11 protein-coding genes and 1 pseudogene are annotated in these 13,396 nt (G+C 74.1%); 9 read left to right on the top strand and 3 right to left on the bottom strand.

All coding sequences use genetic code 11. The features are described from left to right. The first annotated feature begins 186 nt into the window (after positions 1-186). The 3 genes from ACFV6E_RS36760 to ACFV6E_RS36750 all read left to right on the top strand — a co-directional run bounded on the left by ACFV6E_RS36760 (position 187) and on the right by ACFV6E_RS36750 (position 4,532). Positions 187-2,568: a SpoIIE family protein phosphatase gene (locus ACFV6E_RS36760; RefSeq protein WP_385166267.1), complete on the top strand. Its 2,382-nt coding sequence runs from the start codon at positions 187-189 to the stop codon at positions 2,566-2,568. Between the two features lie 154 nt (positions 2,569-2,722). After that, entirely contained in the window at positions 2,723-3,979 is a 1,257-nt protein-coding gene (locus ACFV6E_RS36755) for an SLC13 family permease (RefSeq protein WP_385166287.1), read from the top strand. A 64-nt stretch (positions 3,980-4,043) separates the two neighbouring features. After that, positions 4,044-4,532 carry a universal stress protein gene (locus tag ACFV6E_RS36750; RefSeq protein ID WP_385467687.1) on the top strand — a complete coding sequence of 163 codons (489 nt, stop codon included), beginning with the start codon at positions 4,044-4,046 and terminating at the stop codon, positions 4,530-4,532. Between the two features lie 38 nt (positions 4,533-4,570). Here the strand turns inward: ACFV6E_RS36750 and ACFV6E_RS36745 are convergent. The 3 genes and pseudogenes from ACFV6E_RS36745 to ACFV6E_RS36735 all read right to left on the bottom strand — a co-directional run. Then, positions 4,571-4,654 (bottom strand): annotated as a pseudogene (locus ACFV6E_RS36745) (AraC family transcriptional regulator); the annotation flags it as partial. 245 nt (positions 4,655-4,899) lie between these two features. Next, positions 4,900-5,784, bottom strand: coding sequence for an alpha/beta fold hydrolase (locus tag ACFV6E_RS36740; protein ID WP_385467656.1), 885 nt, complete (start codon positions 5,782-5,784; stop codon positions 4,900-4,902). A 22-nt stretch (positions 5,785-5,806) separates the two neighbouring features. Next, positions 5,807-6,616 carry an NAD(P)-binding domain-containing protein gene (locus ACFV6E_RS36735; protein WP_385467653.1) on the bottom strand — a complete coding sequence of 270 codons (810 nt, stop codon included), beginning with the start codon at positions 6,614-6,616 and terminating at the stop codon, positions 5,807-5,809. A 284-nt stretch (positions 6,617-6,900) separates the two neighbouring features. On the opposite strand from ACFV6E_RS36735, the gene ACFV6E_RS36730 reads away from it, so the two are divergent. From ACFV6E_RS36730 to ACFV6E_RS36705, 6 genes are all read left to right on the top strand, one after another. Then, the gene (locus ACFV6E_RS36730; protein ID WP_385467650.1) at positions 6,901-7,884 is read left to right on the top strand and encodes an endo alpha-1,4 polygalactosaminidase; all 984 of its coding nucleotides are present in this window, start codon (positions 6,901-6,903) and stop codon (positions 7,882-7,884) included. Between the two features lie 12 nt (positions 7,885-7,896). Next, positions 7,897-9,192 carry an ABC transporter substrate-binding protein gene (locus tag ACFV6E_RS36725; protein ID WP_385467647.1) on the top strand — a complete coding sequence of 432 codons (1,296 nt, stop codon included), beginning with the start codon at positions 7,897-7,899 and terminating at the stop codon, positions 9,190-9,192. 55 nt (positions 9,193-9,247) lie between these two features. Beyond that, the gene (locus ACFV6E_RS36720) at positions 9,248-10,213 is read left to right on the top strand and encodes a carbohydrate ABC transporter permease (protein WP_385166274.1); all 966 of its coding nucleotides are present in this window, start codon (positions 9,248-9,250) and stop codon (positions 10,211-10,213) included. 65 nt (positions 10,214-10,278) lie between these two features. Then, on the top strand, positions 10,279-11,082 hold the full coding sequence (locus ACFV6E_RS36715; protein WP_385166291.1) for a carbohydrate ABC transporter permease: 804 nt from the start codon (positions 10,279-10,281) through the stop codon (positions 11,080-11,082). A 6-nt stretch (positions 11,083-11,088) separates the two neighbouring features. Beyond that, a complete protein-coding gene (locus tag ACFV6E_RS36710) occupies positions 11,089-12,033 on the top strand; it encodes a carbohydrate kinase family protein (protein ID WP_385166276.1) in 945 nt (314 codons plus the stop codon). Positions 12,034-12,044: 11 nt separating this feature from the next. Then, positions 12,045-13,364 (top strand): alpha-glucosidase/alpha-galactosidase, encoded by a 1,320-nt coding sequence (locus ACFV6E_RS36705; protein WP_385467645.1) that lies wholly within the window; start codon positions 12,045-12,047, stop codon positions 13,362-13,364. Positions 13,365-13,396: the final 32 nt, after the last annotated feature.

Raw genomic sequence — 13,396 nt, 5'->3', positions numbered from 1 at the left:
CAGAAGTAATCACAACTGATCGTGAACAAACAGATTCTGACGGGAACATGCATGAGCACGTCAAGGGTCGGGGCGCTCTCTTCCGTCCCGGCCCGCCCGCCGTGCCCAGGTGCGGAACGCCGGTACGCCTTACGCTGGGACACGAGTGACGCGGCTTGTTCACTGTGGGTAGGCAAGGAGTGGCGCATGGGCCCGGTCCTCCCCTTCGACGAGGCCGACACGGCCCGCGCCGTCGTGGACGACAACGGCGTCCTGCGCCGCTGGAACGAGGGCGCCCGACGGCTGCTCGGCCACGCCCCGGAGGACGTCCTGGACCGCCCGGCCGCCGGGCTCCTCGCTTCCGGCGGCCCGCTCCCGTCCGGGCCCGACGGCGACCGCTGGACCGGCACCGTCGGCCTCCGCCACCGCGACGGCTCCACCGTGACCACCTGGCTGTACGCCCGCCGCAGGCCCCCGCGGGACGGCGGCGCGCCCGACTGGCTGGTGGTCCGCCCGCTGGTCGACGGCGTCCCGGACCCCGCCGAGGACGACGCGCTCTTCCCGGCCGCGCTGACCCAGGGCCCGTGCGCCACGTCCGTGCTCGACGACCGGCTGCGGCTGCGCGGGATCAACGACGCGATGGCCGCCATCGCCGGTCTGCCGCCCGACCGCGTGCGGGGCATGCGGCTCTCCGACATCAACCCCGGCCTCGAGTACGCCGAGCTGGAACAGCGGATGCACGAGGTGATCGCCTCGGGCACCGGACGCGATGTGGAGACCTTCAGCCGCACCGGCGGCGAGGAGCACGCGCACGCCTGGCTGGTGAGCCTCTCCCCGGTCACCGACGCCGCCGGACGGGTGCGCGGCGTCTGCCTGGCCGCCCACGACTTCAGCGACCAGTACCGCGCCCGCGAGCGGCTGCACCTGGTCAACACGGCGAGCGTACGCATCGGCAGCACCCTCGACGTCACCCGGACGGCCCAGGAGCTGGCCGACGTCTGCGTGCCCGCGCTCGCCGACTTCGTCAGCGTCGACCTCCTCGACCCCGGGGACCAGCCGGGCGACCCCGGCACGCACCGGATCACCGCGCCCGTGACGCTGCGCCGCGCCGCCCACCGGTCGGCCCGCCCCGGATCGCCCGAGGCCGTCGTCGCCCCCGGGCAGTGCGAGGTCTACCCCGAGTCCTCGCCGCAGGCGGACTCCCTGCTGGCCGGACGGACCGTCGTCGCGTCCGGCGGGTGTCCGCCCGAGACCGAGTGGCCCGACTGGGACCGGCGGCTCGACGGGAAGGGCCGGCGGTACGGCATCCACAGCGTCATGTCGGTGCCGATCCAGGCCCGCGGCACCACCCTGGGCGTGGCCGTCCTCAGCCGGTTCCGGCGGCCCGACCGCTTCACCTCCGAGGACGTGCTGCTGGCCGAGGAGGTGACGGCACGGGCGGCCGTGTGCATCGACAACGCCCGCCGGTTCTCCCGCGAGCGCGAGACCGCGCTCGCCCTCCAGCGCAGCCTGCTCCCCCGCAGCCTGCCGCGCACCGCCGCCGTCGAGGCGGCCTCGCGCTATCTGCCCGCGGCGCGCGCCGGGGTGGGCGGCGACTGGTTCGACGTCATCCAGCTGTCCGGGACCCGGATCGCCATGGTCGTCGGCGACGTCGTCGGCCACGGCATCCAGGCGTCCGCCACCATGGGCCGGCTGCGCACCGCGGTGCGCACGCTGGCCGACATCGACCTCGCGCCCGAGGAACTGCTGACCTACCTGGACGACCTCGTCGTACGGCTGGCGGAGGAGGCGGGGAACGACGGCACCACGGGCGGCCTCGGCGCCACCTGTCTGTACGCCGTCTACGACCCCGTCTCCCGGGGGTGCGCCATCGCCCGCGCCGGGCACCCGCCGCCCATGCTGCTGCCCCCGGACGGCCCGCCCCGGGAGATCGACGTCCCGGCCGGACCGCCGCTGGGCCTGGGCGGCATGCCCTTCGAGTCGGTCGAACTCACCCTGTCCGCGGGCAGCGTGCTCGCCCTGTACACCGACGGTCTGGTGGACTCCCGGCGGGACCCGGACGCCGGCCGCGACACGCTCTGCGAGGTACTGGGGCGCGCCACCGGCTCCCTCGACCAGACCTGCCACGACATCCTGCACGCCCTGCTGCCGACGGGCGGCGCCCTGGACGACGTCGCCCTGCTGCTGGCCCGTACCCGCGAGCTGCCGCCCTCCCAGGTGGCGGCCTGGGACATCCCCGCCGAACCGTCCCTCGTCGCCCCGGTCCGCAAGCGCGTCCTGGAGCAACTGGACGCCTGGGGCCTGACGGAGGCCGGGTTCACGGTCGAGCTGGTGGTCAGCGAGCTGGTCACCAACGCCATCCGCTACGGCGAGCACCCGATCGGGCTGCGTCTGATCCACGACGGCGCCGTCCTCATCTGCGAGGTGTCCGACAGCAGCCACACCGCCCCGCACCTGCGGCGGGCGCGCACCATGGACGAGGGCGGCCGGGGTCTGCTGCTGGTCGCCCAGCTCACCCAGCGCTGGGGCAGCCGGCACACCGCCGGGGGCAAGACCATCTGGGCGGAGATCCCCCTGACCGACCCCTGACCGACCCCCGATCGACCCCCGATCGTCCCCTGATCGACGTCTGACGGCCGGCACCGGGACCGGGGGCGGGTGCCCAGCGGCGGGGTACCCGGGGTGCGCAGGACGCCTGCTGATTACATGAGGCGACCATGAACCGCGCCCGGAGGACCGAACCCTGAACACCCCCCTCGCCGAGGCCCTCTCCGTCGTGCTCCTCGTGGCCGTCCTGGTCTGCGCGGTGCTCCGGCCCTTCAACTGGCCCGAGGCGGTCGTCGCGGTGCCCGCCGCCGTGCTCGCCGTCGCCACCGGCGCGCTCTCCCTCGACCACGCCGTGGACGAGACGACGACGCTGGCGCCCGTCGTCGGGTTCCTGGCGGCGGTTCTCGTGCTCGCCCGGTACTGCGACGAGGAAGGGCTGTTCCAGGCGTGCGGGGCGTGGATGGCCCAATGGTCGGGTGGCCGGCCGGGGCGGCTGCTGACCGCGGTCTTCGCCCTCGCCTCGGCGATCACGGCGGTGCTCAGCCTGGACGCCACCGTCGTGCTGCTGACCCCGGTGGTGTTCGCCACCGCCGCGCGCGCGGGCGTCCGCCCCAAGCCGCACGTCTACGCCTGCACCCACCTGTCCAACACGGCCTCGCTGCTGCTGCCGGTCTCGAACCTGACCAACCTGCTGGCGTTCCACGCCAGCGGGCTGAGCTTCACCCGGTTCGCCGCCCTGATGGCGCTGCCCTGGCTGGTCGCCGTCGGCGCCGAGTACCTGGTCTTCCGGCGGTTCTTCGCCCGCGACCTGTGTGCCGCCGCGCCCGCACCGGACACCGGTACGCCGCCCGCCGTGCCGGTGTTCGCGCTGGTCACCGTCGGCTGCACGCTGGCCGGTTTCGTCGTCGCCTCCGCAGTCGGCGTCGACCCCGCCTGGTCGGCGGCGGCCGGGGCGGCCGTGCTCGCCGGCCGGGCGCTCGTCCGCCGCCGCACCACGCCGCTCGCCGTGCTGCGCGCCACCGCGCCGGCGTTCCTCGCCTTCGTGCTCGCGCTGGGCGTCGTCGTACGGGCCGTCGTCGACAACGGGCTCGCCGACGCCCTCGGCAGGCTGATGCCGGACGGGACCGGGCTGCCCGCGCTGCTCGCCGTCGCCGCGCTCGCCGCCGTGCTCGCCAACGTCATCAACAACCTGCCCGCGGTCCTCGTCCTGCTGCCGCTGGCCGCCGGGGCGGGGCCCGGCGCGGTGCTGGCCGTCCTGCTCGGCGTGAACATCGGCCCGAACCTCACCTACGCGGGATCCCTGGCCACCCTGCTCTGGCGGCGTATCGTGCACCAGCACGACCACGGCGTCGACCTGAAGGAGTTCAGCCGGCTCGGTCTCATCGCCGTGCCGGCCGCGCTGGTCCCCGCCGTGGCGGCACTGTGGCTGGCACTGAGCGTCTTCGGAGGCTGACGGCATGGCTGACGGTACGGCCGACGACCCGGCCGAGGGCACGACGGACGGTACGGCCGGGGGCATGCGGGTGATCGCCTGGCTGGTGGAGGGCACCTGGCCCGCGTGCGTGGACGCCGTACGCGCCCACGTGCCCCGGGACGCCGAGGTGGTCCTGCTGCACGTGAGCGAGCGCGGCGTCCCCGGTCTCGCGCACGGCGCCTTCGCGGGACTGCTCGGCCGCGGGCACCCGGAACGCGACCCCGGGACCCGTCTGGAGGACCTGGGTACGACGTCGGCGGACGCGCTCATGGAGGCCGCGGCCCGGCGGCTGGACGGTCCGTGCGCCCGCCTGGAGCGCGGCGGGCGCGTCGAGCGCGAGGTGGTCGCCGCCGCGGCAGGCGCCGACCTGCTGGTACTGGCCCGCGACGGGAACCGGGACCGGCTCGGACCGCACAGCCTCGGCCCGGCCGGCCGCTTCGTCGTCGACCACGCCCCCTGCCCGGTCCTGCTGGTCTGGCCGGAACCGGCGCCCGACCTCACGACCCTGCCCCCGCCGCCGGGCCGCCGCTGAACACGGCGGGCACTGACGCGGGCCGCGCGGTACGCACCCGGCGGCGTCCCGTACCGCTCCCGGAAGACCCGGCTGAAGCGGAACGGGCTGGGAAAGCCGGACGCCTGGGCCACCCGGGCCACGGGGAGCGCGGCCTGTTGGTGCAGTCCGGCGAACGGCAGCTCCGACTCGCCCTCGCAGCCCCGGCAGCGCAGGACGCGGACACCGGCCCGGCGGGCGAGCCGGGCGGCGGCGTCCAGGAGCACGCTCTTGCCGAGCCCCGGGCCGCCCGTCACCACCAGGACCTCCGCCTTCGGCTCGGTCACCAGCGCGCCGAGCTCGGCGAGTTCGCGGTCCCGGCCGACGATCCACTCGTCGTGGACGGGCGTCACGACGTGAACTCCAGGATCGCGTCGGCGACGGCCCTGGGGTTCTCCAGCGGCATGGCGTGGGTGGCGTCGATCCGCGCGACCGTCACGCGCGGGTGCGTGTCCGCGAGCGCGTCGAGGTCGCGGGCGAGGCCTTCGGCGTACGCGGCCGTCAGGGCGTCGGACCACTCCGTGCCCGGGACCGGCGGGACCGGCCGCGTCGCCCGTCCGAGCAGCAGCGGGCGGTCCATGCGCCGGAAGGACGCGAACGGGTCGAGCGCGTTCATGACGGCCAGCATCCCGAGCGCGTGCTCGCGCTCGGGCAGCGACACCAGGCGCCCGTCGGGCAGTTCGCGCACGGAGCGCATGACGCCGGCCTCCAGCAGCTCGTAGGGGATGCCGAGCGCGTCCGACATGGCGCGCTGCCGGGCGAGCAGCTCCCGCATGCCGTCCGCCGTGAACGGCGCTCCGGCGGCGTCCGCCGCGGTGCGCCGCACCTGGGCGAGCCGTTCCTCTACGTAGGACGGTTCGAGCCCGGGGTACTGGTCCGGGCTGCCCCGGCCGAAGCCGTCGAGGTTCACCGCGCCCGGCGTGCCGGGGTGTTCCAGGGCGTACTGGACGGCGAGCAGGCCGCCGAGCGAGTGGCCGACCGGCAGCGCGTCCGGGGCGCCGTACGTGTCCAGGACCGCTTCGAGGTCGCCGAGCACCGCGGGGAGGTTCCAGGGACCGGACGGCGTACGGCCGTGTCCGCGCAGGTCGACGGCGAGGACCCGGTGCCGGGTCACGAGCATCGGGGCGACGGCAGCCCAGTCGGCGAGCGAGCGTCCGGCGCCGTGCAGCAGGAGCAGGGGCGGGCCGTCACCGCCGTGGTCGTGGACGGCCGCGGCGACGCTGTTGCTGGTCATGCCGTGACCCTACGTCCTCGGGTCAGGGCTCCATGATCAGCCGGAGCAGGGGCAGCGGGCCGCCGGGAAACTCCTGGAGCCGGCCGCCGCGGGCCGGCGGCCCGAGATCGACGGCGGCCCGGCCGGCCCGCCCGGTGGGGGTACGCGGATCGGCCCCGAGAAGCGCCGCGGGCAACGTGTTGAACGCCTTGACCACCCGGGCCCCCGGCACCAGCCCGGTGACGATGTCACTGGAGACGTGCCCACCGAGATCGACGGGAAGGACTGAAGCAGTCAGCGAGCGGGGGACGGCGTCGGCGACGCGGACGCCGGACACGGGGAAGGGACCGTCGGCATCGGCGACACGACGGCCGGACCCGGACACCGGGCCCTCGGCACCGGCGCCCCGGAAGCCGCTCCGGGCGCCCGGACCGGTGACGTCGGCGGCACCGGCGCCCCGCAGACCGGACCGGGCGTCGGGCCACGCGGTCAGAGCGTCGGTGTCACAGCCCCGGAAGCCGGACCCGACGCCCAGAGCCTCGGCGGCGCCCCCGGAGCCGGGCCCGAGGACCGGGTCGGTGGTGTCCACGACGATCCGTCCCTGCCAGTCCGTCACGCGCGTCGCGCCCACCGCCTCAGGCAGCCGCGGCCAGGGGACGGCGAGTACGACGATCTCCTCGGCGGCCGTGTCCTCGGCGGTGGCCGCCGTCACCCCGGGGCCGAGGCCGCGGACCAGCGCGCGCAGCGAACCGGGGCCCCGGCTGTCGCTGATGACGACCCGTTCACCGGCGGCCGTGAACCGCGCGGCGGGGGCCTGTCCGACGGCGCCGGCGCCGATGATTCCGATGGGCATGCTGTGCCGCCTTCCCCGGTGCGCCCGCTGGACCGGGCGCGTCCGGGCCGGCATCGGGGCGCGGCGCCGGGGCCCGCTTCTGTCGGATGACCGACCCGTTTCCGGGTCGCGAACCCTTGACGCGGGTGTCGGGCACGCGCTTTGATCCTGCCGTGCCCGCGGCTCGGCCCGGCACACAGAGGTGCGCCCAGCCGGTAGCGGACGCGCAGTCCAAGCCCGGCCAAAGTCGCCAGGACCGCGGACGCGTCCGAGGCGGGGACGTACTCGCGATTGATGGAGCGGACATGCCCGTCAAGCGTGTTGCCCGCGTCGGAGTGCTCCGCACGGCCGCCGCCCTGACCGTCCTGACGGCGCTCGCGGGCTGCGGCGCGGGGAGCGGCGAGAAGCCGGACGAGACCGCCGCCGGGCGGAGTCCCGAGGCCGCGGAGGCCACCGGGACCGGCCTGGCCCCGGCGACCGCCCGCCCCGCGACGCCGAAGGCGACAGCCGGGGGAACGGACAAGCCCCACAAGAGCAGCGACGCCGCCCCGGCGCCGTCCGCGTCCCCGGCGCGCACCGGCGTCCGGCTCCCCCCGCGGCACACCGGCTTCGACTACCAGATCGGCGGCGCCTACACCCCGCCGGCCGGCGTCCGCGTCGTCAGCCGTGACCGCTCCGCCTCCCCCGCGCCCGGCCTCTACAACGTCTGCTACGTCAACGCCTTCCAGGCCCAGCCGGCCGAGCGGAAGACCTGGCCCGCCGATCTGTTGCTGCGGGACGACGACGGCGAGGTCGTCATGGACGAGGACTGGGGCGAACCGCTGCTGGACATCGGCACGGCGGCGAAACGGGAACGGGTGGCCGCGCGCGTGAACCGGTGGATCGACGGCTGCGCCGAGCGCGGCTTCGACGCGGTGGAGCCCGACAACTACGACAGCTACACCCGCTCCGGCGGGCGGCTGACCGCCGCCGACGCCACCGCGTTCATCACCCTGCTGTCCCGGCACGCGCACGCCGAGGGCCTCGCCATCGGCCAGAAGAACACGGTGGAACTGGCCGGGCAGCGCTCCAGGACCGGTCTCGACTTCGCCGTGGCCGAGGAGTGCGGCACGTACGACGAGTGCGGCGCGTACGCGAAGGCCTTCGACGACCGGGTGCTGGTCGTCGAGTACACCGCCTCCGGTCTGCGCAAGGCGGTCGCGGGCTACGGCGACCGGCTGAGCATCGTCCAGCGTGACGTGGAGGTCTCCACGCCCGGCAGCGCGGACTACGTCCGCCGGACGCGCTGAAAGGGGGCCGGGATGACGTACGGACCCGCACGCCGGGGGCTGCTCCTCGGGGCCGCCGCCGCTCCCCTGCTGGCCGCCTGCGGCGGTGCCGCCTCCGACGGCGTCGGCGCCGACGGCAAGGTGACCGTCGAGCTGTGGCACGGCCAGGCCGACACCGGCCGCAAGGCCGTCGAGGCGCTGGTCGCCGAGTTCAACCGGACCCATCCGCACATCCGCGTCGACAGCACCGGCGGTGGGGTCGTCGCCGACGCCATGCTCCAGAAGGTGACGGCGGCGCTCGCCTCCGGCTCCTACCCGGACATCGCCTACATCTTCGGCTCGGACCTGGCCAGTGTGGCGCGCAGCCCGCGGGTGGTGGACCTGACCGCCGCGCTGCGCCGGGGGCCCACCGCGTGGACGTCGTACTGGTCGCCGGTGCGCGAGGCGGTCACGGTCAACGGCAAGGTGCGGGCCGCGCCCGCGCTCCTCGACTCGCTGGCCGTCGTCTGCAACAGGAAGCTGTTCCGGCAGGCCGGCGTCGACCTGCCGGAGGCGGGCTGGACCTGGGACGACTTCACCGAGACGGCACGGAGGCTGACCGACCCGGACCGGGGCGTCTTCGGCACCGGCTGGCCCGGGACCGGCGACGAGGACACCGTCTGGCGGATCTGGCCGATGGTCTGGGACCTGGGCGGCGACGTCGTCGGCGCCGACGGCAAGCACATCGGCTTCGCCGAGCAGGGCGTGCGCGCCCTGGAGACCGTGGCACGGCTGGTCCGCGACGAAAGCGTGTACGTGGATCCGAAGCCCGGCGGCGAGCAGATGTACCAGGTCTTCCAGGGCGGCCGGATGGCGATGGTGGCGACCGGGCCCTGGCAGTTGCCCGACATCCGGACCGCCGGGGTCGACTACACCGTGGTGCCGCTGCCCAGTTACAGCGGCCGTCCGGTCACCGTCTCGGGGCCCGACACCTGGACCGTGTTCGACAACGGCACGGCCCGCTCCCGCGCGGCCGTCGAGTTCGTACGGTGGATGATCCAGCCCGTCCAGGACGCCCGCTGGGGTGTCTTTGCGGGCAGTCTCCCGCTCAGCTCCGCGACCGCCGAGCAGCCGAAGTGGCGCAGCCACTCCGCGAGGACGACCGGGCTCGACGTGTTCACCGACGCGCTGGACACCGCCCGGGTGCGGCCGGTCCATCCGGCCTATCCGCAGATCTCGCAGGCGCTCGGAGAGGCCGTCGTCTCGGTGCTGCTCGGCAAGGACTCGCCCGCCAAGGCGGTGCGCCGGTGCGCCGAGAAGGCGGACGCCGCCCTGCTGATCCCCCGCTGACCCCGGCCCCGCCGCAGGTCCGCGTCCACATGACTTCCAGGTGAGGGAGGCCGTCATGTCCACATTGCCCCGCGCCGTCACGCTGGCGCCGGGAACCGCCGTGTCCCCGGCCGCCGCGAAGCGCGCCGCCCGCCGCCGTGCCCGCCGGGAGGCGGCCACCGCCTGGGGCTTCATCAGCCCGTCGGTCGTGGTGATCCTCGGTCTGAGCATCGTGCCGGTGGTCTGGTCGCTGCTGCTGTCGTTCCGCGCCGACGACCTGGTCACCCCGGGCCGCTGGGTCGGCCTGGACAACTACCGTGCGCTGGCCCAGGACCCCAACTTCAGTACGGCGGTGCACAACACCCTGCTGTACGCGGCGCTGTACGTGCCGCTCAGTCTGGTCGGCGGGCTGGTCCTGGCGCTGGCGCTGAATCGCCGCATCCGCTTCGTCGGCCTCTACCGGACGCTGATCTTCGTCCCGTTCGTGGTGTCGGCGACCGCGCAGGGCGTGCTGTTCTCGTTCATCCTCGATCCCGAGTTCGGGGTCGCCAACTCGCTGCTGCACCAGTTCGGCATCGGGCGGCAGGGCTTCCTGTCCGACCCCGACCAGGCGATGTTCCTGCTGGTGCTCATCTCGCTGTGGAGCGGCCTCGGCTTCTGCGTCGTCGTCTATCTCGCCGCGCTCCAGGACGTGCCGCCCGAACTCGTCGAGTCCGCGAGACTCGACGGCGCGGGAAAGCTGCTCGTCCTGCGCCACATCACCTGGCCCGTACTCACCCCGGTGACCGTGTTCCTGCTGCTGTGGCAGCTCATCACGGCCCTCCAGGTCTTCGACCTGATCTATGTGACGACGAAGGGCGGACCGCTGGGCTCGACCACCGTCATCGTCTACTTCGTCTGGCAGCAGGCGTTCCAGACCTTCACGGCCGGATACGGGGCCGCGGCGGCGTACGTGCTGGCGGTGGCGCTGCTCGTGGTGGGCGGCGCGCTGCGGCTGGTGCGGCGCCGGCAGGAGCGTACGCGAGAGGGGGCGGCCCGGTGAAGACGTCCGCCGCTACCCGGACACAAGGCACCGGTGGACCCGGAACGCCGGGCACCGGGCGCCGGATCAGCGCCTGGCACCTGCTGCTCGCGCCCCTGTCGCTCTGTTTCGCGCTGCCGCTGGTCTGGCTGGTGCTCAGTTCGGTGATGACCAACGCGGAGATCAACCGGTTTCCGCCCGCGCTGTGGCCGAGCGGCATCGACCTCGGCGGCTACCGGTACGTGCTGGGCAACGCCATGTTCCCGCGCTGGTTCGCCAACTCGCTGATCGTGTCGGCCGTGGCGGTCGCCTCGAACCTGCTGCTCGGGTCGCTGGGCGGCTACGCCTTCGCGCGGATGCGGTTCGCCGGGTCGCGGCTGCTGCTCGGCCTGATGCTGGCGACCATGGTGATCCCGTTCCAGCTCACGATGATCCCGACGTTCCTGGTGATGAAGGAGCTGGGGCTCATCGACACCCTCGGGGCGCTGATCGTACCGTCGCTGGTGACGCCGTTCGCGGTGTTCCTGTTCCGGCAGTTCTTCCTCGCGCTGCCCCGGGAGATGGAGGAGGCCGCCTGGCTGGACGGGTGCTCGCGGCTGCGGGTGCTCTACTCGGTCGTACTGCCGCTGGCCCGGCCCGCGCTCGCCACGGTCGCCGTGCTGACCTTCCTGACCACCTGGAACGACCTGTCGTGGCCGCTGATCGCGATCAACCACGATACGCAGTACACGCTCCAGCTCGGACTGACCACCTTCCAGGGGCAGCACCACATCCAGTGGTCGGCGGTGATGGCGGGCAACGTCATCACGGTGCTCCCGGTCCTGGTGGCGTTCCTGCTGGCGCAGAAGACCTTCGTGCAGTCACTGACTTCTACGGGAATGAAGGGATGAACGTTCGTGTCCTCCTTGGACCTTCTGGTGACGGGCGACGCCAACCCCGATGTGGTGGTGGGCCCGGTACCGCGTACGCCGGCCTTCGGGCAGCGTGAGCAACTGGTCGAGCACGCGTCCTTGGTGCTCGGCGGTTCCGCGGCGATCATGGCGTGCGGAGCGGCCCGGCTCGGGCTGCGGGTGGCGTTCGCGGGCCGGGTCGGCGACGACCCCGCGGGCGCCTTCGTACGGCAGGCGCTCGCCGACCGCGGGGTGGACGTCGGTGCGCTGGTCACCGATCCGCACCTGGCGACACCGCTGACCACCGTGCTCACCGCCGAGGACGGCGACCGGGCGATCCTCACCGCGTCCGGCACGCTCACCGCGACCGACGCCGCCGACATACCGGCGGACCTGCTGGCCTCCGTCCGGCACGTGCACGCGGGGTCCTTCTTCCTGATGCCGCGCCTGGCCGCCGCCCTGAGCGAGGTGTTCACCCGGGCCCACGAGGCGGGGGCGACGACCTCGCTCGACACCAACGACGACCCCTCGGGCCGCTGGGACCGCGAACTGCTCGACCCGGTCCTGAAGGTCACCGACCACCTGCTGCCCAACGCCGCCGAGGCGCGCGCCCTGACCGGCGAGGACCGGCTCGCCACGGCCGCGGGCGCGCTGGCCCGCCTCGGCCCGCTGGTCGTGGTCAAGGACGGCGGCGACGGCGCCCTCGCCGTCGACGGCGTCCGCACGCTGCGCACCCCGGCCGTCCCCGTCGAACCGGTCGACACCGTCGGCGCGGGCGACAGCTTCGACGCGGGCTTCGTCGCCGCGACGCTGCGCGGCCTCGACCTGCCGTCCGCGCTGGCCTTCGCGGCGGCCTGCGGCTCCCTGTCGACCCGCGGCCACGGCGGTACGGCGGCGCAGCCGACCTGGGACGAGGCCCTCGCCGCCGCCACCTCCACCCTCCCGCACTAGAGAGAGCCGACATGACCGACAGCACCGAACCGAAGATCGCCTTCATCGGGGCCGGGAGCGTGGTCTTCACCCAGGGACTCCTGGCCGACCTGTTCTCGTTCCCCGAACTCACCCGCGCGCGGATCGCGCTGCACGACATCGACCCCGAACGCCTCGCGACGGCGGAGGGCGCGGCGCAGCGCATCGCCGCCACGCGCGGCGCCGAGCCCACGATCACCGCGCATCTGGACCGGCGCGCGGCCCTCGCCGACGCCGACTTCGTCATCAACATCATCCAGGTCGGCATGGACGAGGCCACCCGCACGGACTTCCACGTCCCGGCCCGGTACGGCCTGCGCCAGACCATCGGTGACACCCTCGGCATCGGCGGCATCTTCCGCGCGCTGCGCACCTTCCCGGTGCTGCGGGGCCTCGCCGCGGACATGAGCGAGCTGTGCCCTCACGCGCTGCTGCTGAACTACACCAACCCGATGGCGATGAACGTCCTCTACCTGAGCCGTATCGCCCCGAAGCTGCGGGTCACCGGCCTGTGCCACTCGGTGTACTGGACCATGCACGACCTCTCGGAGCTGGTCGGCGTCCCCTTCGAGGAGGTGTCGTACCTGGCCGCGGGCGTCAACCACCAGGCGTGGGTGCTCCGTTTCGAGCAGGCGGGCCGCGATCTGTACCCGCTGCTCGACGAGGCCATCGCCAAGGACCCCGGGCTGCTGCGCCGGGTCCGCGTCGACATGTACCGCAGGCTCGGCCACTACCCCACCGAGACCAGCGAGCACTCCTCGGAGTACGTGCCCTGGTACCTGCACCACGACAGCGAGATCGAACGGCTCCGGCTCCCCGTGGGCGCCTACCTGGACATCATCGAGGAGAACACGGCGAGCTACGAGCGCACCCGCGACGCCCTGGCGAGCGGCACCGAGCTGCCCGTCGAGGGCACCCTGGAGTACGCCCCGCAGATCATCCACAGCGTGGTGACCGGCACGCCCCGCACCATCTACGGCAACGTGCCCAACCGGGGGCTCATCGACAACCTCCCCTCCGACGCGGCGGTCGAAGTGCCGTGCCTGACCGACGCGCTGGGCGTCCAGCCGACCCGGATCGGCGCGCTGCCCCCGCAGCTCGCGGCGCTCAACCGCGCGTACGTCTCGGTCAACGACCTGGTGGTGCGGGCCGCCACCGATGACGACCCGCGGCACATCCGGCACGCCGCGATGACCGATCCGGCCACCGCCGCCGCCCTCCCGGTGGAGCGCATCTGGGAGCTGTGCGACGACCTCGTACGGGCCCACGGGGAGCTGTTGCAGCCGGGGCTGCGGGAGCTGCTGGGGACCTGACGGCGCCGGCCGCGGCGGCCGGCCCTCCGGCC

The organism is Streptomyces sp. NPDC059785, from assembly GCF_042732375.1.
In the GTDB taxonomy this organism is placed as follows: Bacteria; Actinomycetota; Actinomycetes; order Streptomycetales; family Streptomycetaceae; genus Streptomyces.
This window is presented reverse-complemented; position numbering and strand designations above follow the sequence as displayed.